Source organism: Pseudogemmobacter sp. W21_MBD1_M6 (assembly GCF_052119585.1).
Taxonomy (GTDB): domain Bacteria; phylum Pseudomonadota; class Alphaproteobacteria; order Rhodobacterales; family Rhodobacteraceae; genus JBGQOJ01.
Genome location: NZ_JBGQOJ010000009.1, coordinates 1 through 19,111 on the forward strand (window position 1 = coordinate 1; position 19,111 = coordinate 19,111).

20 protein-coding genes are annotated in these 19,111 nt (G+C 60.3%); 14 read left to right on the plus strand and 6 right to left on the minus strand.

Annotated elements, in window-relative coordinates; all coding sequences use genetic code 11:
- Positions 1–301 (minus strand): helix-turn-helix domain-containing protein (locus ACEN2R_RS10850; protein WP_442042085.1); only part of this gene is annotated, 301 nt, incomplete at its 3' end.
- A gap of 502 nt (positions 302–803) precedes the next feature.
- The gene (locus tag ACEN2R_RS10855) at positions 804–1,124 is read right to left on the minus strand and encodes an H-NS histone family protein (protein WP_442042087.1); all 321 of its coding nucleotides are present in this window, start codon (positions 1,122–1,124) and stop codon (positions 804–806) included.
- 422 nt (positions 1,125–1,546) lie between these two features.
- Here ACEN2R_RS10855 and ACEN2R_RS10860 point away from each other — a divergent pair, with 422 nt between their 5' ends.
- The gene (locus ACEN2R_RS10860; protein WP_442042089.1) at positions 1,547–1,951 is read left to right on the plus strand and encodes a single-stranded DNA-binding protein; all 405 of its coding nucleotides are present in this window, start codon (positions 1,547–1,549) and stop codon (positions 1,949–1,951) included.
- A 94-nt stretch (positions 1,952–2,045) separates the two neighbouring features.
- Here ACEN2R_RS10860 and ACEN2R_RS10865 read toward each other — a convergent pair whose 3' ends face one another.
- Entirely contained in the window at positions 2,046–3,776 is a 1,731-nt protein-coding gene (locus tag ACEN2R_RS10865; RefSeq protein WP_442042091.1) for a PGN_0703 family putative restriction endonuclease, read from the minus strand.
- A 186-nt stretch (positions 3,777–3,962) separates the two neighbouring features.
- Here ACEN2R_RS10865 and ACEN2R_RS10870 point away from each other — a divergent pair, with 186 nt between their 5' ends.
- The 7 genes from ACEN2R_RS10870 to ACEN2R_RS10900 all read left to right on the plus strand — a co-directional run bounded on the left by ACEN2R_RS10870 (position 3,963) and on the right by ACEN2R_RS10900 (position 8,699).
- Positions 3,963–5,162: a DUF932 domain-containing protein gene (locus tag ACEN2R_RS10870; protein WP_442042093.1), complete on the plus strand. Its 1,200-nt coding sequence runs from the start codon at positions 3,963–3,965 to the stop codon at positions 5,160–5,162.
- Between the two features lie 90 nt (positions 5,163–5,252).
- Positions 5,253–5,753, plus strand: a complete 501-nt coding sequence (locus ACEN2R_RS10875; RefSeq protein ID WP_442042095.1) for a hypothetical protein — start codon at positions 5,253–5,255, stop codon at positions 5,751–5,753.
- Between the two features lie 96 nt (positions 5,754–5,849).
- Positions 5,850–6,368, plus strand: a complete 519-nt coding sequence (locus ACEN2R_RS10880) for a DNA repair protein RadC (RefSeq protein WP_442042097.1) — start codon at positions 5,850–5,852, stop codon at positions 6,366–6,368.
- A gap of 104 nt (positions 6,369–6,472) precedes the next feature.
- A complete protein-coding gene (locus ACEN2R_RS10885; protein WP_442042099.1) occupies positions 6,473–6,964 on the plus strand; it encodes a DUF6878 family protein in 492 nt (163 codons plus the stop codon).
- A gap of 11 nt (positions 6,965–6,975) precedes the next feature.
- On the plus strand, positions 6,976–7,365 hold the full coding sequence (locus ACEN2R_RS10890; RefSeq protein ID WP_442042101.1) for a DUF6915 family protein: 390 nt from the start codon (positions 6,976–6,978) through the stop codon (positions 7,363–7,365).
- A 277-nt stretch (positions 7,366–7,642) separates the two neighbouring features.
- Positions 7,643–8,062, plus strand: a complete 420-nt coding sequence (locus tag ACEN2R_RS10895; protein ID WP_442042103.1) for a hypothetical protein — start codon at positions 7,643–7,645, stop codon at positions 8,060–8,062.
- Positions 8,055–8,699 (plus strand): antitoxin of toxin-antitoxin stability system, encoded by a 645-nt coding sequence (locus ACEN2R_RS10900; protein WP_442042105.1) that lies wholly within the window; start codon positions 8,055–8,057, stop codon positions 8,697–8,699. Before ACEN2R_RS10895 ends, ACEN2R_RS10900 begins: the two co-directional genes overlap by 8 nt.
- 34 nt (positions 8,700–8,733) lie before the next feature.
- On the opposite strand, the gene ACEN2R_RS10905 is transcribed toward ACEN2R_RS10900, so the two are convergent.
- From ACEN2R_RS10905 to ACEN2R_RS10915, 3 genes are all read right to left on the minus strand, one after another.
- Entirely contained in the window at positions 8,734–9,339 is a 606-nt protein-coding gene (locus ACEN2R_RS10905; RefSeq protein WP_442042107.1) for a mobile mystery protein B, read from the minus strand.
- Positions 9,336–9,797 (minus strand): helix-turn-helix domain-containing protein, encoded by a 462-nt coding sequence (locus ACEN2R_RS10910; protein WP_442042109.1) that lies wholly within the window; start codon positions 9,795–9,797, stop codon positions 9,336–9,338. Before ACEN2R_RS10910 ends, ACEN2R_RS10905 begins: the two co-directional genes overlap by 4 nt.
- Before the next feature lie 235 nt (positions 9,798–10,032).
- Positions 10,033–10,326: a hypothetical protein gene (locus ACEN2R_RS10915; protein WP_442042111.1), complete on the minus strand. Its 294-nt coding sequence runs from the start codon at positions 10,324–10,326 to the stop codon at positions 10,033–10,035.
- 176 nt (positions 10,327–10,502) lie between these two features.
- Between ACEN2R_RS10915 and ACEN2R_RS10920 the strand changes: the two genes are divergently transcribed.
- The 6 genes from ACEN2R_RS10920 (at position 10,503) to brxF (ending at position 19,100) form a co-directional block, all read left to right on the plus strand.
- Complete coding sequence (locus ACEN2R_RS10920; RefSeq protein WP_442042113.1) at positions 10,503–14,882, plus strand: strawberry notch-like NTP hydrolase domain-containing protein; 4,380 nt, start codon at positions 10,503–10,505, stop codon at positions 14,880–14,882.
- Positions 14,883–14,885: 3 nt separating this feature from the next.
- Positions 14,886–15,917: a DUF7146 domain-containing protein gene (locus ACEN2R_RS10925; protein WP_442042115.1), complete on the plus strand. Its 1,032-nt coding sequence runs from the start codon at positions 14,886–14,888 to the stop codon at positions 15,915–15,917.
- Between the two features lie 370 nt (positions 15,918–16,287).
- The gene (locus tag ACEN2R_RS10930; protein WP_442042116.1) at positions 16,288–17,220 is read left to right on the plus strand and encodes a DUF2493 domain-containing protein; all 933 of its coding nucleotides are present in this window, start codon (positions 16,288–16,290) and stop codon (positions 17,218–17,220) included.
- An 86-nt stretch (positions 17,221–17,306) separates the two neighbouring features.
- The gene (locus ACEN2R_RS10935) at positions 17,307–17,567 is read left to right on the plus strand and encodes a WGR domain-containing protein (RefSeq protein WP_090271153.1); all 261 of its coding nucleotides are present in this window, start codon (positions 17,307–17,309) and stop codon (positions 17,565–17,567) included.
- Between the two features lie 181 nt (positions 17,568–17,748).
- Entirely contained in the window at positions 17,749–18,645 is an 897-nt protein-coding gene (locus tag ACEN2R_RS10940) for a WYL domain-containing protein (protein WP_442042118.1), read from the plus strand.
- Positions 18,642–19,100 carry a BREX-3 system P-loop-containing protein BrxF gene (gene brxF, locus ACEN2R_RS10945; protein ID WP_442042120.1) on the plus strand — a complete coding sequence of 153 codons (459 nt, stop codon included), beginning with the start codon at positions 18,642–18,644 and terminating at the stop codon, positions 19,098–19,100. The genes ACEN2R_RS10940 and brxF overlap by 4 nt, the downstream gene beginning before the upstream one ends.
- Positions 19,101–19,111 lie beyond the last annotated feature (11 nt).

Below are 19,111 nucleotides of genomic sequence, written 5' to 3' on the forward strand. Positions count from 1 at the left end.
CGCGCTGCGTCACCGCGTAGCGCAACCCCATCACCTCGAAGGCATTGTACGAGGCAACCGAAACAGAGGCGTAGATGGGCACCCTCCCATCGGGCACATCAACGAAATTCGTGTAGAACGCGACCGGCTCACAGCTCAAGAGCTGTGCGATGATACGGAGATCTCGATCCTTCGGGATGTTCCCGCCGCTCATCCACCGGCTGACCGTCCGCGCATCCTTGCCTGTCGCTTCCTTGATGTCCTTCTGTGTGACACCACGAGCTTTCATCAAAGCTCTCATCTTTTCTCTATCCAACGCCATTTTGATACACCTCCGTAGCTTTCCTCAAGGTGACTGACATTTTTTTATATTGATAGATGTCATATTCCGGCGGGATTGCGGCCATAATTCGAAAAAAAAATTCGAAAGAAGGAGGTTTTACACAGCGCTACGGACAAAAAATGTCAGAACATCGCATCGAGAATGTTTGCGCAGGATACTGATTCGAACATTTGCATCCATCGACGGCCAAGACCGAGCCGCGGGCCGAGCTGATCGACCAGCATTATGCTATCAGGGGGCTGAAGTCTGACGGGCTGGTAGGCAGGTCCGCGAGTTTGGCGGCCCCAAATGACAACTGGAAGAAGGCCGGGATCGCAGAAGTGGGTCATCGCGCCAACGACGGGCAGGTTTGTTCGCATCGACGCCAGCAGCGGCCACGATCATGCTGTGCGATATAACGAACGGCCGCTTCGGAAGCGGCGCTTTGCAGCATCGATGATGATCGAGTGTCCGTTAAGCGCCGATCGCGTCGCCCATTCCTTCAACTTATGGCTAGGTCACTTGCGGTCTTTCCTGCCTCCAAAGCCTCCACGAACCACTGCGGTTTGCGCCCACAACCGGACCAGGTGAGCTTCGGATTCTCAGGGTGCCGGTATTTCGCCGCGGCTGGCGCTCTGGACGATTTCGTCTCGTTGCCGACAAGTTCGGCCAGGGAGTAGCCCAGATCCCGGGCGAGAGCTTCCACCTTGGCGCGGGCTTCCGCCTTTTGTCGATCCTCAAAGGTGGAGATCGCCTTGGCGATGTCCTTCTGCATTTTCTTCAGATCGGGAAGCGACAACGCCTCGAGATCGTAATCAGCCATACTATGCCTCGTGTCCTGAATGTTCCGGTATCGATAGCCCGCCGGGGCATGGGCCCGCAACTCCCGTAGGCAGGGGCATGTGACGAGGGTTGGTTGAACCATAATCTTGGCCGCTAGTGGGGTGCTGGGCTTGGGTTCAGGCAGTCCCGATTGGCAGGATGACAGGGTCTGGCATGGGCTCCCCGCGCTTCTCTGGCTTCTGGTCCATCCCTTCGACTGACAATCCCCTAATCCCGTTCGGCCTCCTGCGCGCAACCCCGCGTCAGTCCGGGCCGAGTTGCCCCTTTGGGGCTGCCCGCGCCACCCCGGTCCTCTGGGGGTTTCCGGCGTCCGTTCCGTCCACCGTGCACGCGTCACCCGACGGGCTTTTCCGGGTCTTGTCGAAGGGACGGTCCCGAAGACAGGAAACACAGGAGCTAATCATGCAAAACATCGTCATCCTCGCCGGCAACATCGGTCAAAAACCCGAAACCCGCACCACCCAGGGCGGTACCAACATCACCAACTTCAGCCTCGCCACCTCGCGCCCCCGCCTCTCGGAAGGTCGCGTCCTGCGCGACGAGAACGGCTACCGGATCATGGACACGGAATGGCACCGCATCACCTGCTTCAACGGTCTCGGCAAGACGGTCGCCGAGCATTGCGAAAAGGGCATGAAGGTCCTCGTCCACGGCCGCATCCACTATACCAAGTGGATCGACAGCATGGGCAACGACCGCTACGGCTGCGAGATCATCGCCGAGAAGGTCGACTTTCTGAGCCGCCCGAAGTCGGCCGAGAACGAAAACCCCGAGCTGGTCGACCGCGACGATGAGATCCCGTTCTGAGGAACGGGGTCTCCCCCTTTGGCTCGGCGGGGCAACCCGCCGGGTTCGCGGCACAGCCACAGGGCAATTCGTAGCCCAGGCAGACATGAATGGGTTACGGACCTAGCCCTATGCCGTGTTTTTCTTTAATCGCCTGCAGTAGCCAGGCGAGCTCCGACGAGCCCACGCATACCCGAACGATCTCCTGCCAAGAAACACGTCGTATCAGGCCTGGAACACGACAGGCTAACGCTGTTTGCCTGAGTTGGGCGTCAGCAGCTCCGTTGATCTTGTAGACAGGGTTTCGGCTATCGTAGACAAAGATCGCATGTCCATTTGATGGGTTCATGCGTCCATCACGGTCAACAACTGAAGCCAGAACGTTTCTGACGATCTGATAAGTTGGCAATAACGGGCATGGGGACAAATCCTGCGCGGCGTCCCAATCAAACAGTTCGGGAATGAATTCCCAATAGGAAATCCCAAGTTCGGATAAGGCGCAGCGCGTTTGTCTCCCTTGCTGGTGTGTGTAAGTTCCGTTGCAGATTGGTATTTTACACTTATCGTATCGTACACGAGAGCAAGTGCCGAACTCTGGCTCGCAAAACTTGCATTCAATGGCGACACGATAGTCGTCAGTCTCTAGGCACACATCCAACTGTGTCGGACGAGGCTCCTTCAATGTGTGAACATCGACTTCCATGGAAAGCGTTGTTCCGGGCATTGTGTTACCAAACGCACGGCGCCCGCATTCCGCCGGAACCTGAGACAGCAACTCTAACCGACCGGCTGCCTTAAAAGCTCCGAAAACACTTTGGGCCAGCGCCTGCGAACTTCGAAATGAGCGAAAATATTTGTGACGATCTGCTTCCGCGATCTGCGCCTCAATCTCTGACGCCATTTTGCTGTCAGGCGGCAACATGAGATTGGCGGATAGTCTTTTAACTGAAACGACCGGTGGTCTTCCCGGCCGATCGCGCCCGTCGAGGTCTTTTTCAGGAAGCTTCTTGGCACAGCTCCACCAAGTCCTTTGGAGCTGCGCTTCGTGTTCCACGGGGGGCTTGTTGCGATCACTAGGCACATTCATTGCGCTCTTGGGTACTGGGTGCTGGTACTCGAGTTTGGGAAACTGGATTAACCTTGGCGCCTTGGTACGCTGACCATAGTCAACCCGCGTGTTGGTCACGGATGCGAAGACGATGTTGATGCCAATAGCCTGTGATATCTCCCCCGTCTTCTCCTCCAATGCCGTTTTGGTTTCTGTGCCGGCGTGGAGCCATCTTGACCACCAGTCCGCTTCGCCGAGAACCATGATATCTGGTCTCTCCAGGACCATCTCGCGGCCATATGTGTCGCGAACCTCTTCGGCTATCCGGTGAAGATTGGCCTCTACGATAGAGGCATATCGCAGTCCCTCGAGCAGGGCCACAGGCGGCGGATCGCTTGCTCCTCCGGAGTGTCCGATCACCTTGAGTTCAACCAGAACTGCACGCCCGTGTTCTGTCAGGCCGAAAATGTCGATCTTGCCGATTTCACGATCCGCGCGTGTGGCTTTCAGCGCGACTTGGTAGTCAAGCAGTTCGAATTTTGTGCCGTCCGGCAGGCACCAGACTTGTTGCGCGTTGACCAATGCTATCGCAAAGTGCTCTTCTCTTCGGTTCGTTTTACCTTCTGTGCTGGGATAGCCAAACCTACCTCCAAGGTACGGCCGGCCATGTGCACGCTTTGGTGCTAGTCTTTTTAGGTCCTGATAGGCTTGGAAATATGTAGCAATGTCAATTTGGGCGATATCTTGGGACAATGAGGATTTGGGCCAACGGCGGGCAAAAAGAATATCAGTATTCATGCGACTTTCCTAAACGGCATAGGGCTATTTGTCAGATACTAAAGGTCATCTCCCGGAAAAGTCTGATTTTTCCCGCATTGCAGCCTGTGCTTCTCAGTCTTTGAGAGCAAGAGCGAGGTTGGTTGCTTTCGCGATGGGTTGAAGGCTGGGAGAGTGGCTCCCGGTGCCTGTCATGGAGGAATGCCGATGGGCGTTGTAGAAGTTTTGGACCCTGTACAGCCAGCACGGACGGGTGGTTACAAGGTTGATGTGAGCCGAGGTGAGCGGAACGGGCGGGTGTCGTCCGAATGGTTCAACCGGCCCGATGACGAGCGGTATCTCTCGCTCGACGATCTCTGGGCCAATGTGAAAGGTCGGTCGGAACGCAGCCGCAGCAGGGTGGTGCAGACGGCGGATATCCGGATCGAGGCCGCGCGCGACAACCCTGAGCGGCTGCACCTGATGCTGCCGAAAGCGGATGAACCTGTCGCGCCTACGCATTGGGCGTTTGGCCAGCTTGCCAGTATCGTTGGCGCGCCGGCCTCCTACCTGCGGCAGTTGCCTGCGCCGTTGGCGGGGATCAACCTGCAATACGGTCTGACCAATCACCGCGCCGAGCAGGTGAAGACCTTCGAGACCGAAGACGGCCGCACCGAACTGCGCGCCGTGACTGGCCCCGACTATGGCCGCATCCACGATTTTGAGTTGGTCGAAGCTGTGCAGCGCATCGCGGGCAATGGCACCGGAGACACGCGCTGGAAGGTGCCGGGCGTGCTCGACTGGTCGACTGGGGTTTATAACCCCGATGTCGAAATCAGCCGCGATACGACCACGCTCTATGCCTCGGACCGGGACGTCTTCCTGTTCCTCGTCGACGATCGCAACCCGATCGAGGCGGGCAAGCTGCCGGATGGCTCGCCCGATCTCTACTTCCGGGGCTTCTATTGCTGGAACTCGGAGGTCGGAGCCAAGACGCTCGGCATGGCGAGCTTCTACCTGCGGGCCGTGTGCCAGAACCGCAACCTTTGGGGTGTCGAGGATTTTCAGGAGATCCGCATCCGCCACTCGAAATACGCCGCGTCTCGCTTTGCCCATGAGGCGGCACCCGCGCTGACGCGCTTTGCCAATTCCTCACCACAGGGCTTCGTGAATGGCATCAAGGCGGCCCGTCAGCAGATCGTGGCAAGCAGTGACGAGGATCGCGCGGATTTTCTGCGCAAGCGGGGCTTCTCGAAAGCGGAGTCCGGCAAGATCATCGAGAAGGTGCTGATGGAAGAGGGCCGCCCGCCCGAGAGCATCTTCGACTTCGTGCAGGGGATCACGCGGCTTGCGCGCGACAAGACCCAGCAGGATGCTCGCCTCGACATGGAAGGGCGCGCCAAGAAGCTGCTCGACCGGGTCGGCTGACACGGTGCCGGAGGCTCTGTTGCCTCCGGCCACTTTATTGCCAAAATGAATTATTACTTGGTTGATGTGGTTCACGTTGGGCGAACATAAATGGCAGAGATAGATTGGTCGGATCGCGCATTTTACGATGATGGCGAATGGGTTACCTGGTCGGAGATCGACGAGCAGCTTCGCTACAAGGAATGGGGCGCAAAGTACCCGAACGCGATCAGGTCCATGATCCCCTATTTTGAGGATCTTATCTCTCTTGCTGAGAGCTATCATCTGGAAACTGGCCTTCACCTTTCTGTCTACGGCGATATCGGTGAACTGTTTGGCGCTATTACATACGGCATCAAGCTGAATAAAACCTATGCCCAAGGAGCTGATGGAAGGCTTGGCAACGACCACGTGGAAGTTAAAACCATTACGCCGTTTAAAACGAAAGACGTGGTCGTGGTCGACACAAATGGAAATTTCAACAAGCTATTGGTCGTGAAGATCAACGAGGACTTTCAGGTGTCGGCCAGAATGATCGACCGAAAGGAGTTGCCAAAACGCGAAGGTCGCTACCTGCGGGTTCGATGGAGCGATTTACCAGCGTCCAAATGACGGATCGTTGTCGCGCCTTCGAGTGAGAGGGCAGCTGTTTGGTCTTTGACGGGTGAAGTGGGGAGAGAGGCTTCCCGCACCGTCGGAGATACCCACATGTTCGATCTTCCTTTCCAGATCCAACCGACAACACACTCTACGGGCTTCGCGACGGCGCTCCCGAACCCGCCTGCCGATCCCTGTTTATTCTTTACGTTGACGACTGCGACGCGAACGCCTGCCGCCATGATGTCTGGACAGGCGCATCCCAAGATTCTGGATCGTTTCAATACGCTGGCCGAAGCCATGCGAGGGGCGATCGACCATGCCGAACAGATCGGCCCTGATGCCGCCCCGCAGCTTCTTGCGATACTTGATCACGACGAACGCCTTGTTCTGGCCGGAGCCGCCAGCGACGGCGCAGTCGCATGGTGCAATCCTGTTGCGAACGCGGTCGAGGCCCGCGCTGTCGTAACCGAAGCCTGCCAGTCCCGCGCACAAGCCGCCCGCGCTGCCGAATGGGATGAACCCGATCTCGCGCAGCGGCTGCGTCGCCGGGCCGATCTTCTGGACGCACGCCTTGTCGATCCGCTGTGGCGCGCGTTTGCCGCCCGGGCGCTGCAGATCGCGGCGTGAGACCCGAGAGACAGAGGAGGGCCGGGGAGGGTTTGAGCCTTCGGGGGTGCAGGAGAGTGCGCCACCTGAGGGGTCTGCCCTGTCCTCACTCAACGGAGATTTCCATGACCCAGACTGAACCCACTCTGACAGCGCCACTGCGGCCTTCCACCGTTGATTTCGGGGCGATCCTCGCCGGGCATGCCGAGCAAGCAGCCCGGATCGAGGCCCTTCGGCCCGGCAACAAGGACCGCCTGTTCGACGGCCTGATGGCAGCCGGTATCACCCATGTCACCGTGAGATTCGATGGTGCCGGTGACAGCGGCCAGATCGAAAGCATCGGTGCCTGGTCCGGCGATAAGGCCGTCGTCTTCCCCGCAACCGAAATCTCCTATGCCGCGATCACCTGGGACGCCCCCGAGGTCGAAATGCGGAGCCTCTCTCTGGAAGATGTCGTCGAGCAGCTGGTCTACGATTTTCTCAGCGACACCCATGATGGGTGGGAAAAAAACGACGGTGCCTATGGCGAATTTTGCTTCGACGCAGGCGCGCGCTGCATCCATCTGGAGTTCAACGAGCGGTTTACCTCGTCCGACCTCTTCACCCACGACTTCTGAGGGGGGCAACGATGGCACATCCTTATCACCACGCCCTGTCTTCGGTGAAGAAGTGGGGCGGCACGGTCGAAGATACCTTGGCCGTGCACGCTTGGTTTGACGCCTCGAAATCGATCACAGCGGATTTCCGGCACCGTGCTTTGCGCCACCATGCCGAGGGCGTCTTCATGGCCGAGACGATCTTCGGGCCTACCATCACCCTGTCTACCGGGCGCGTCATCCCGACCCGGTGGGTTGGCGAACAGCACGTGAAAGAAGACTTGGGCTTTATCCCAAGCTTCGCCGACTGGGTGAAGGCGATCCGGCCCGAGCCGTGGATGGGCCGAGCCGAAAAGATCGTGGCGTTGGTCGATCCGCACATGGCCGCCTATTTGGCTTCGCTCGTGGTCGAGGTATCCTGACATGACCGACCCCGCTTATCAGCGCCTCGGCCTGTCATCGACGGCCTCGCCCTTGGCCGTCGTCCGCGCGGCGGTCCGGGCACTACACCCCGACACGCGTGCGGTCCGCAGTTTTCGGACGGCGCGCAAACGGTTTTACCGGCAGATGCTCTGCCAGCATGCTGCGCGTCAGGCCGCGACTGAACAGCCTTCCGGCTGATCGGCCGGGCTTGCTCCCATTCATCACAATCAGTGTCCGGCCCATTGGCCGGGTCACTCTCATTTTCAGGAGGTTCCTATGGCGGACTACTTCACCCATTTTTCGTGCCTGATCGACGTCGGCACACCCGACAATGCTGCCCGCGCGCTCGCGCTGTTCCAGCAGTGTCGCGACAAAGATCAGGATGCCGACGATCCGCATGTCGCGGGCTTTGATCTCTCCCGTCAGGACGCGCCGGAGGGCAGTGCCCTTTGGATCCACGATGACGACCACGGTGATATTGAGGCTGTCATCCACTTCGTACTGCGCCTTGCCGAAGACCTTGATCTCTCCGGCCTCTGGGGGTTCGAATATGCCAACACCTGCTCGCGTGCACGGCTTGGAGCTTTTGGCGGCGGCGCGCATGTCATCCATCTTGGCAACCGCACCACGATAGGTTGGACCAACACCAACGAATGGCTCGCGGCCGCCTTGAACGGGGAGGACGTCGATGCCTGAAGTGATCTGCACGACGGTCTATCTATTCCCCGAACTGTCAGACGCCGCCAAGGAGGATGCCCGCAGTTGGTATCGCGAACTCGGCCCCCATGACGATTGGTGGGATGCGGTCTACGAGGATTTTGAGCGCATCTGCGAAATCTTGGGCATCCGCCTCAAGACCACCCCCGTCCGTCTGATGGGCGGCGGCACGCGGGCGAGGCCCTGCATCTGGTTTTCAGGGTTCTGGTCACAGGGGGATGGAGCTTGCTTCGAGGGCTACTTCAGCCACGCCAAGGGCGCGGCCGCCCGCATCCGCAATTATGCCCCGCAGGATCCAACGCTGCACGGCATCGCCGACCGCCTGTTGGCCGTGCAGCGGCGGAACTTCTACCAGCTTGTCGCTGAGGCCAGTCACCGCGGCCGCTACTACCACGAATACACGATGTCAGTGGATGTCACACGCGACAGCCCGACCTGGCAGCCGCCAACCGAGGAGGCCGAAGAGATCGTGACCGAGGCACTTCGTGATCTGGCCCGTTGGCTCTACCGCCAGCTTCAGGCCGAGTATGACCACCTCACCTCGGACGAGGTCATCGAGGAGGGGATCATTGTCAACGAATATACCTTCACCAAAGTAGGACGGCGGTTCGGGTGAGCTGCCATGCTGTCTTGCCGGTCGGAGTGGACGGCTACTTTGCGAGTGACCGCACGAGTGCCACCAAGGGCTCGAAGTCGTGCTGATCGGCGGCTCTGAGTGCTGCGATGTAGGTTGACCGGTGCGCACTTTCGGCGTTCAGCGTTCCACCACCAGACCAGTCGAGGAAGATGTCCGGATCGATCTTCGCCAAGTAGGCGTCCGCCATGATCCGCGCCCAACGTCCATTGCCGTTCGCAAAGGGATGGATCCAGACAAGACGGTGATGCAGGCGCGCCGTGGCTTCCAGCGGCTCGAAGCTTTTGTGGTCGCGCCAGTACCGCGCATCATCGAGGCAGGTGCGCAGCTCTGTTGAGATGTGCCAGACCGGTACCCCGATGTTCTTGTCTGTCAGACGGAAAACGCCGGCCCAGTCCCAGACTTCCCCGAACAGGCGTTTGTGGATTTCGCGCACTGTGGCATCTGTCAGGACGTCAAACGATTTTGGGCGTCGGTCGAGCCAGGTAAGGCCTGAGATGATGTTCTCCCCTTCGAGTTCGTTCAGCTCGCCGCGCGTCGCAATGTGCTTGGCCTTGAGGCCAAGCAGTTCGTCGGGCGTCAGGGGGGTGGCGCCGTAAGGTTCGTGAAGCTCGAGCGTCATTGCCAGAAATCCCGTCGACCTTCACGGATGATGTCGGTGGCGAGTTCTTCGATCATCTCGGCTTCGCTGCGCAAACCCTCTGTCTGCTCTTCGAGAGCCATATGCGCCCGCGTGCGCTGGATAATGCGTCGTGCCTTCGCACGGGCTTGGGCCAGAACGATCTCTTCAACGGGGCCTTCTCGCGGGATGATTGCATAGACAAGACGGCCGCCCATGGCTTCAGCGATCTTCTCCAGTTGGTTCACGGAGATGGTTCCGGCCTGTTCGTTCTGGATCGCGGCATAGATGTTGTTTCGTGAAATTCCGAGGCGTTCAGCAAGGGCCGGGGCATTCATCCCGATCGCTTGCTGGAAGGTGGCGATCCAGCCGCCGATCGGCTTTGCAAGTGACTTCGCCAGGCTGGCAGCCTGGTTGATCCTCTCTTGGGCCTGTCTTTGCTTCGCTCGGGTAACCGACATCTGCCAACCTATTATATTGCATTTGCGGTCATGCCGCCATGCCAAAGTATGGCATAAAGTGAATTTATGCAATGCTATAGATTTGCAACTTTATCAATTATGATATGCCACAGCATGGCGGATAGTCCATGCTTGCAATGCTACCGGATTGCAAGCCTGATGATCCATCACGGGCCTCAGCTAGAATCGAAACAACTCAGGTACGCTTCCTGCTTCTTCATCCCTTAGAATACAGTCACTTGTTCCCGTCGATCCACTTTGACATGAGCCCCTTGTCGCGAAAGCACTCATCCGGCACGGCGCGGCGTTTGATCCGGGCGAGGCGCTCGGCAAAGGCGACCTGCTTTGATGTCGGGCGGCTGTCCTGCGTGCCCGGCTTCAGCCTGGCCTGCGCCTCGATCCAGGCGCTGAGGGACCGGCGATCCTGCTGAACATCCCACGGCAATAGGGTCTGATTGCGCAGTGCCAGTGATCGCGCATAGGCGATCTGCTTTGGGGTCGCGGGCAGGGCATAAGTGGTGTTTTCCATCTGGGAATTCCCTTTCTGGCTTGTTTCCAACCATAGAACAGAACAGGAACAAAATCAAGCTGGCTGTCGAGACCAAGGCGTTTGAGAGAAAGAGGAGGGCCGGGGAAGGTTAGGCCTGAGGGTGCCCGAAAGAGGGTGTCCGGGCCTGATCCTGTCCCTCATCCCGGAGTTTCCAAATGACCCATCTCGCCCCCGTTGCGCCTGCGCGCGCGCTTACGCCCGTCGCCTCAATCCCCTCCCCAGATACTGCTGCAGCGATCATCGCCGTTGCTGAAGCGCTGCAACCCGACTTGGCACAGGGATTCCAAATCGACGGGCTGCGCCTGCGCCTTGAGATGGAGCACGCTTTTGGCGGCTCAGATGCGACAGGCGCCTGGGACTGGAAGCTGGCCTATGAGGCTTGCGAGGTGGCGCTGGTCCTCTTCTTGCGGAAATTCGGTCGCGCGCTGTTGGCCCGGGCTGGATCGCCTACAGCCTTGCTGCCGATCCTTGCCAAGGTATCAAACCTGTTGCCAACTCATACCCGGCGGTCGGAAGAGATGGAGCGCTTCCAGCAATTCAGCACCCCGCTGCCCATGGGGTTCGCGGCACTTACGGCCGCGCAGATATCCGCGCGCGATCTGGTCTTGGAGCCTTCAGCCGGGACTGGACTTCTGGCCATCTTGGCCACGATTGCAGGCGGCAGCCTCGCGCTCAACGAACTTGCCGAGGCCCGCGCCGGTCTGCTGCGCCTTCTGTTTCCGGAATCCCCTGTCACCTGCTTTGACGCCGCTCAGATCGACGATTACCTCGACGCGCCCCTCCGCCCGAGTGTGATCCTGATGAATCCGCCGTTTTCCGCTCTGGCCAATGTCGATGGCCGCACGACAACGGCGACGGCCCGGCACATCCGTTCAGCTTTGGCGCGGCTTGCCCCAGGTGGGCGACTCGTGGCCATCACGGGCGCGAATTTCGCGCCCGATGTGCCAGCCTGGGTAGAGACCTTTGCAAGCCTGACCGAGTCCGCGCATCTGGTCTTTACCGGCGCGGTGTCCGGTGCGGCCTTCGCCAAGCACGGCACCAGTTTCGAGACGCGTATTTCAGTGTTCGACAAATGCCGCGGTGGTGAGGCAGGTGGCATCACCGCCGATCTGACGCGTCCTATAGGCCCAGATGTGACCAGCCTGCTCTCGCTGATCACAGCGCATGTCCCACCGCGCCTGACGCTGGAAACGCCAATATTGCGCGCACAAACTCCTCTTACCCCCTTCCCGGGAAATTCTACCCATGCCACGCGAACCGCCAAGGGCAGGTCGCACGCGACGTCCGCAACAGCCACCACCAGCACCGCAACACAGATCGATGCTGAGGATCTTGGCTATAGCCTGTGCGACGCGACCGAAGACGGTGCCAGCGCGCGCCTATCGGATGCCATTTATGAGACCTTCCGCCTGCAGGCGATCGACATTCCCGGGGCTGAACCGCACCCGACCAAGCTCGTCCAGTCGGCAGCAATGGCCTCGGTCGTGCCGCCGAAACCGACATACCTCCCCAAACTGCCCGCCGCAGTCCTGCGTGATGGCCTCCTGTCAGACGCGCAGCTTGAGACGGTAATCTACGCGGGCGAGGCGCATGGCGCGCAGCTCGCAGGCGCGTGGTGCGTGGATGAGACCGGCGATATGATCTCGGCCGCACCTGAGGACGCCACTGATGCCGTCCGCTTCCGTCGTGGCTTCTTCCTTGGCGACGGCACAGGGGCAGGCAAGGGCCGCCAGTCGGCCGGGATCTTGCTCGATAACTGGGCGCAAGGACGGCACAAGGCGCTGTGGATATCCAAAAGCGACAAGTTGCTTGAGGATGCGCAGCGCGACTGGTCCGCGCTTGGGCAGGAGCGCTTGCTGGTGACACCGCTGTCGCGCTTTGCGCAAGGCAAAGATATCCCGCTGACCGAGGGCATTCTCTTCACCACCTATGCGACGCTGCGCTCCGAAGAGCGTGGCGCCAAGAAATCCCGCGTCGACCAGATCGTCGACTGGCTGGGGGCGGATTTCGACGGGGTGATCCTGTTTGACGAAAGCCACGCCATGGCCAATGCCGCTGGCAGCAAAGGCGAGCGCGGCGATGTCACTGCCTCGCAACAGGGCAGGGCGGGTCTGCGTCTGCAGCACAAACTGCCCAATGCCCGCGTGGTCTATGTCTCGGCCACGGGCGCGACCTCAGTCCACAACCTCGCCTATGCGCAGCGCCTCGGGCTTTGGGGCAGAGAAGATTTCCCCTTCGCAACCCGCGCCGAGTTTGTCGAAGCGATCGAAGCCGGTGGCGTGGCGGCCATGGAGGTGCTTGCCCGCGATCTGCGGTCCCTTGGTCTCTACACCGCCCGGTCGCTCTCTTATGACGGTGTGGAATACGAGATGCTGGTTCACGCCCTCAGCTCTGAGCAGCGTGGCATCTACGATGCCTATGCCGGGGCCTTTGCCATCATCCACAACAACCTCGCCGCAGCGATGGAAGCCGCGAACATAACTGGCGAAAACGGCACGTTGAACCGACAGGCCAAGTCGGCTGCGCGCTCGGCGTTTGAATCCGCAAAGCAGCGCTTCTTTGGTCACCTGCTAACCTCCATGAAAACCCCCACCCTCATTGCCGCCATCGAGGCCGATCTCGAGGCGAGACATTCGGCGGTCATCCAGATTGTCTCGACCGGCGAGGCGCTGATGGAACGCCGACTTTCGGAAATCCCGACTGACGAGTGGAACGACATCCGGGTCGACATCACGCCGCGCGAATACGTCCTCGATTACTTGGCCCATTCCTTCCCAGTTCAGCTCTTTGAGCCCTTCACCGACAGCGAAGGCAATCTCTCGTCCCGGCCTGTGGTGCGGGATGGCCAACCGGTGGAATGCCGCGAAGCCGCCGGCAGGCGCGACGCCCTGATCGAAAAGCTGGCATCATTGCCACCCGTGCCGGGGGCGCTTGACCAGATCGTGCAGCGCTTTGGCACCGACCTCGTGGCTGAAGTGACGGGCCGGTCGCGCCGCATCGTGCGCAAGGGCGAAGGGGCAGCGGCACGGCTGGTTGTGGAAAGCCGGGCGGGCTCGGCCAACCTGGCGGAAACCGCCGCCTTCATGGATGACCAGAAGCGCATCCTGATCTTCTCGGACGCGGGCGGAACGGGGCGCAGCTATCACGCCGATCTCGGAGCGAAAAACCAGCGACTGCGCGTCCATTATCTTCTGGAGCCGGGCTGGAAGGCAGACGCCGCCATCCAAGGCCTCGGCCGCACCAACCGGACCAATCAGGCGCAGCCGCCGCTGTTCCGCCCCGTCGCGACCGACGTGAAGGCGGAGAAGCGGTTCCTCTCGACCATCGCGCGTCGCCTCGACACGCTGGGTGCCATCACACGGGGCCAGCGCCAAACCGGCGGGCAGGGGCTGTTCCGGCCCGAGGATAACCTCGAGAGCCCCTTTGCCCGCGACGCGCTGCGCCAGCTTTACCGCCGCATCTATCGCGGCGATGTGGCGGGCTGCTCGCTCGGGGCGTTTGAGGATGCGACGGGCCTCAGTCTGACCGATGACAACGGGCTGAAAGACGACCTGCCCCCAATTACGACGTTCCTCAATCGTCTGCTGGCGCTGACGATCGACATGCAAACCGTGCTGTTTGCGGCCTTCGAAGAGCTTCTCGACCAGCGGATCGAAGGTGCCATTGCCGCGGGGGTCTATGACCTCGGGTTAGAGACACTACGCGCCGAGAGTTTCCGCGTGACGGACGCTCGGGTGATCTACACTCATCCGGGCTCCGGTACCGAGTCCAAGCTTCTCACCATCGCGGAAAAGCGCCGCAACACACCACTGTCGCTGGCCGATGCGCTGGACTGGCTCGACGATCCTAAGGCGCACCTACTGGTCAACAGTCGCTCAGGCCGGGCTGCGGTGCAGGTGCCCGCGACCAGCCTGATGCTGGATGATGGCACCATCGAGCCCCGCCTGCGCCTGATCCGCCCCACCGAGGCGAACACGGTCCCGGCCAGGATCATGGAGGACACACATTGGCTCGAGGCCGACCGCGCGGCATTCAGTGCGGCCTGGTCTGCCGAACTGGTGGAGGTGCCGGAGTTCTCGGAATCCACACTGCATATCGTCGCGGGGCTGCTGCTGCCGATCTGGAAGCAACTGCCGCAGGATGAGACCCGGGTCTATCGGCTTCAGACCGATCACGGGCAGCGTATCATCGGTCGTCGTGTCTCGCCGACTTGGGTCGCGACAACGCTCGCCACTGATGCGCCAAAGCTCACGAGCGCGCAGGTTCATGCCCTCGTTCTCGAGGGCAAGACCGTCGTGCGGCTGGCCGAGGGGATGGAGTTGCACCGGTCCCGCGTCATGGGGGTGAACCGGATCGAACTGTCGGGCTTTACGGAAGCCGCCAAGGACCGGCTCAAGGCCGATGGCTTCTTTTCGGAGATCATCAGCTGGAAGCTGCGCCTGTTCTGCCCAGCAGACTCCAGCGGCATCGCAGTGCTTGATCGTCTGCTTGCACGTTGTTCTGTGACAGGACTACATGCTCGTGGAGGGAACTGATTCATGTATTCTGAGACTGAAGATCTTGTCCGCGATTTGGCAGCAAATGCCGAAAGCGTTTGTCGTGCATACCTTCCCGCCGGGCGGCGGGAAGGGTCCTACTGGATCGTCGGCGATCTGCAGAACAATCCCGGCCGGTCGCTCTTCGTGCGGCTGGCGGGTCCGGCATCCGGGCCGGGCGCAGCCGGCAAGTTCACCGATGGCGCAACCGGCGAGCATGGCGATCTTCTGGACATCATCCGCGAGAGGACAGGGATCTCACGCTTTCCTGATCTTCTGGCCGAGGCCCGCGCGCATCTTGGCCGTCCGCAACCGGTCCTCCCGGATGCGCCAGTGCCGAGAAAAGCCAAGGCCCCCGGTGGCACGCCAGCGGCGGCGGCGCGCCTGTTCGCAGCCTCTATGCCAGTAGCAGGCACGCTTGCCGACACCTACCTCCGCGCCCGGGGCCTCACCCATGGCGGGGTGATGGGCGCCCTGCGCTTCCACCCGAAGTGCTGGCACCGGGATGAGGGTCAGACCAAAAGCATCCCCAGACCGGCGCTGATCGCGGCGGTCACCGATGGGGCAGGGGCCTTGCGGGGCGTGCATCGCACCTGGCTGGCGCCTGACGGACAGGGAAAGGCGCGGGTCGAGACGCAGCGGCGTGCTATGGGTCACCTCCTCGGCAATGCCGTCAGGCTGACCCCGCATGACGACATCCTCGTGGTCGGCGAGGGCATCGAGACCATGCTGTCCCTGTCCGAGGCGGCCCCCGGCCTTCCCGTCTGGGCGGCGCTCTCATCGGGTCATCTCGGAGCCGTTCTGTTGCCGGAGGGGTTGCAGCGCCTCTACATCGCCATCGACCGCGATCCGGCTGGGCAACGCGCGGCAGAGAGGTTGAGCGCCAGAGCCACCAAGGCCGGGGTACCGGTGCGGGTACTGGAACCACTGCTCGGGGATTTCAACGATGATCTCCGGGCGAACGGCAAGGAAGCGCTGCGCCAGCATCTGGTAGGGCAGATCGGGCGCGAGGATCGGCAGCGCCTGTTGGCTTGAGCCACGACGCGCAAGGGGCGGTCCGGGGCTGCGGGGGCAGGGGCCCTGCAGTCCTGTCGCGGGTGTGGATCATCACCTTTGCCTCTTTCTGGGTAAATCTCATCCACCCGACACCCGAGCGGCCTTCAAGAGATGGGCAGGCGGCCGTCAAAGGCGACGCCCCCTCAAGGGCGGCAGGCAAGCTATTTCCGCCGCGGCGGACGAGCCCCCGCTTTGCATCGCGAAACAAATAGCTTGCCTGCCGCCCTCCTCCACATGCGTTCCGGCCCCGAAGAGGGGGTGAAGGGGCGTCGCCAGTGACGGCTATCGCAGCCCATGAAGGCCGCGCGGGATGACGCGCGGACGAGACAGGCCCGGAGGCAAGAAATAAATGACGATCCAAACCCACGACGATGTGTATGAACCTGCCCACACCGCATCCCAGACCGCCCATGCGCTCGATGAGCTTCAGCTGTACGGCTTCCGACCCTTTGATGAGCCCGATCCGCGCCCGATGCCCGACGGGCAGCGCCTTGCCGTCGCTGTCGCCGACATCTTCGATGCCCTCGTTGCGACCCTGGAAGACACCCGCATGGAACCCGACCTTGAAGAAGTGCTCTGGGGCCAGGTCAACCTCTTCCACCGCGCCACAGCCCGTATCGAGCGGTCGCTCGATGAGAACGAGCAGGCGCAGCGCCGCCTCCAACGCGAGCAGGACGGCTCCGAGGTGAAATCCGTCGAGCTCGAACGTCTAACGGCCGAAGGCCTGACCCTGATCGAACGGCGCAATTGCATGGACATGATGCGCGATCACGCCGCCACCGAGTTCGTCCATCACACAGGCTCGGCCTGGCGGCCCCGCACTGGCTCGATGGTGAACCGACAGCACATGACCGCAGCACTGATCGACAGCCGTGACTTCCTGGCCGCCAAGCGCCGCGCGGAAACCGAGGTGATGCTGCCTGCTGGCCCCAAGGTCGCCTTCACCGGCGGGACCGACTTCAACGATCACCGCCTGATTTGGGGTAAGCTCGATCAGGTGCAGACCAAATATCCCGATATGGTGCTTCTGCACGGTGGAAGCCCCAAGGGCGCGGAACTCATCGCGGCCAAATGGGCCGAAGCCCGGGGCGTCACGCAGGTCGCTTTCAAGCCTGACTGGACCAAGCACGCCAAAGCAGCCCCCTTCAAGCGCAACGACGCGATGTTGGATGTGCTGCCAGTGGGTGTCCTCGTCTTCCCGGGCACGGGGATCCAGGAGAACCTCGCCGACAAGGCCAAGAAGCTGGGTATCCCGGTTATGAAGTTCGAGAAGGGGGCGTGAGCTCCCTTTTTACTTCGTCGAACAAGAACATTGTGGAAACGTCAAAGAGCCCTTGATATTGTTATCTGACTAGAGGTGACCACAACATGATGCAGCAAATGGAAGTGTTCCCGACGGCCGTCGATCTCAAGCGGGTCGATCCGTCTCTCAACATGCGGCGCTTCTATCGCATGACGATTCAACCTGACCTGTTTGGAGGCGCGTGCCTTGTCCGCGAATGGGGGCGCATCGGATTTCGAGGGCAGATGTTGATCGAACAGCACCCCGACGAGGGGCATGCAGTGACTGCGCTCTTAAAACTCGCATCGGTGAAGCGTCGGCGAGGATACTTGAATTCCAGACAGTGAGACCTGTTGGGCTTGGCTAATGACACCCCCAACGACGGAACACCATTCCCTGCATGATCGCAGTGTGAGTCAAACTCTTGAAATTCTATTGATAATCACACTCACGCTCCCTAAAGTTGTCACAGGCCCAGTTAATGGGCGCGCATAGTTACAATGCGCATTGCAAGGCTGGGAGTCCAAGGTGGATAGCGACAGGTCAGAACTTCGTTGGGGAGTCGAGCAACGCCTCGAGTTCATAGAGTTCCGCCTGTTCTGGGAGGGGCATGTGAACCGGAGCGATCTGATGGACCAATTCGGTGTCTCTGTGAACCAAGCGTCCACCGACCTTAACCGGTATATCGGCTTTGCTCCTGAAAATATGGTCTATGATAAGAGCGCCCGCACTTACGTGCGCGGTTCGGAGTTCCGACCGCAGTTCCTGGAGCCTGACGCGAGCCGTTATCTCACCCAATTGCGTTCAGTTGCCGACGGTATTCTTGATCGTGAAGATTCTTGGATCGCAGATCTCCCAACATTCGCTTCTGCGCCAACGCCCGTTCGAGGCGTAAATCCGGTGACACTGCGGTCTGTGGTTGGCGCAATTCGTCGGTCTGAGGAGGTAGAGTTGAAGTATCAATCTCTGTCCAGTCCGGAGCCTCGTTGGCGTTGGATTGCGCCGCACGCTATCGCCTTTGATGGGTTTCGTTGGCACTCCAGAGCCTTCTGCCTGACTGACGAATGCTTCAAAGACTTTTTGCTTTCACGTGTTCTTGAAATCCGTGCTGTGCGTGAGAGCCAAGTGACGGCGACCAATGACAAAGACTGGAACGCCGAAGTCACTTTGGAAATTGTGCCGCATCCCGCTCTTTCAGAAACGCAGGCAAAGGTCATCGCCCTTGACTACGGTATGCGTGGCGGCAAAGCGAAGATCAAAGTCCGGCGGGCGCTGCTCTATTACGCGTTGAGACGACTAGGACTTGATACAGACCCGGCAGCGCGTCGCCCGCAAGACCAGCAAATTGTCCTTTTGAACTCATCTGAGTTTGGGGTTCCGATTCCCAGTGCGTCGGGTTCGGCGATCGAGGGGCCCAGTGCATGATTGAGTCACTTGATCGCGTTGTCGAAGACCTTGTCGTCGTAAACAGCAAACTGCTGTTGCTGATCGGCGCGCCAAACTCGGGAAAGAGCGATTTGCTCCAGCAGTTTGCCAAACGCAGGGATCTAAAAATCCTGAACGTTGGCGCTGCTCTAGGGCGCGAATTACTTACAGTTCCAAGTCCGAGGAGACACCTGCAGGCGTCCGATCTGTTGAAGGGACTGGCGGGTGAGTTTACGTCCAACGGTCTCCTGCTGATGGATAACCTTGAGATTTTGTTCGACCAAGGGTTGCGGCTTAATCCGCTCGATTTGCTTAGACGGCACGCGCAGGCGCGACGCGTCATTGCTGCTTGGCCAGGGGCACTAACGGAAAACAGATTGTCCTACGCGACGACAGGACACCCAGAATATCAGGACTATGGCTGTGATGGCTTGGTCCCGTTCAGAGTTAATTGAAAGGAAACCAC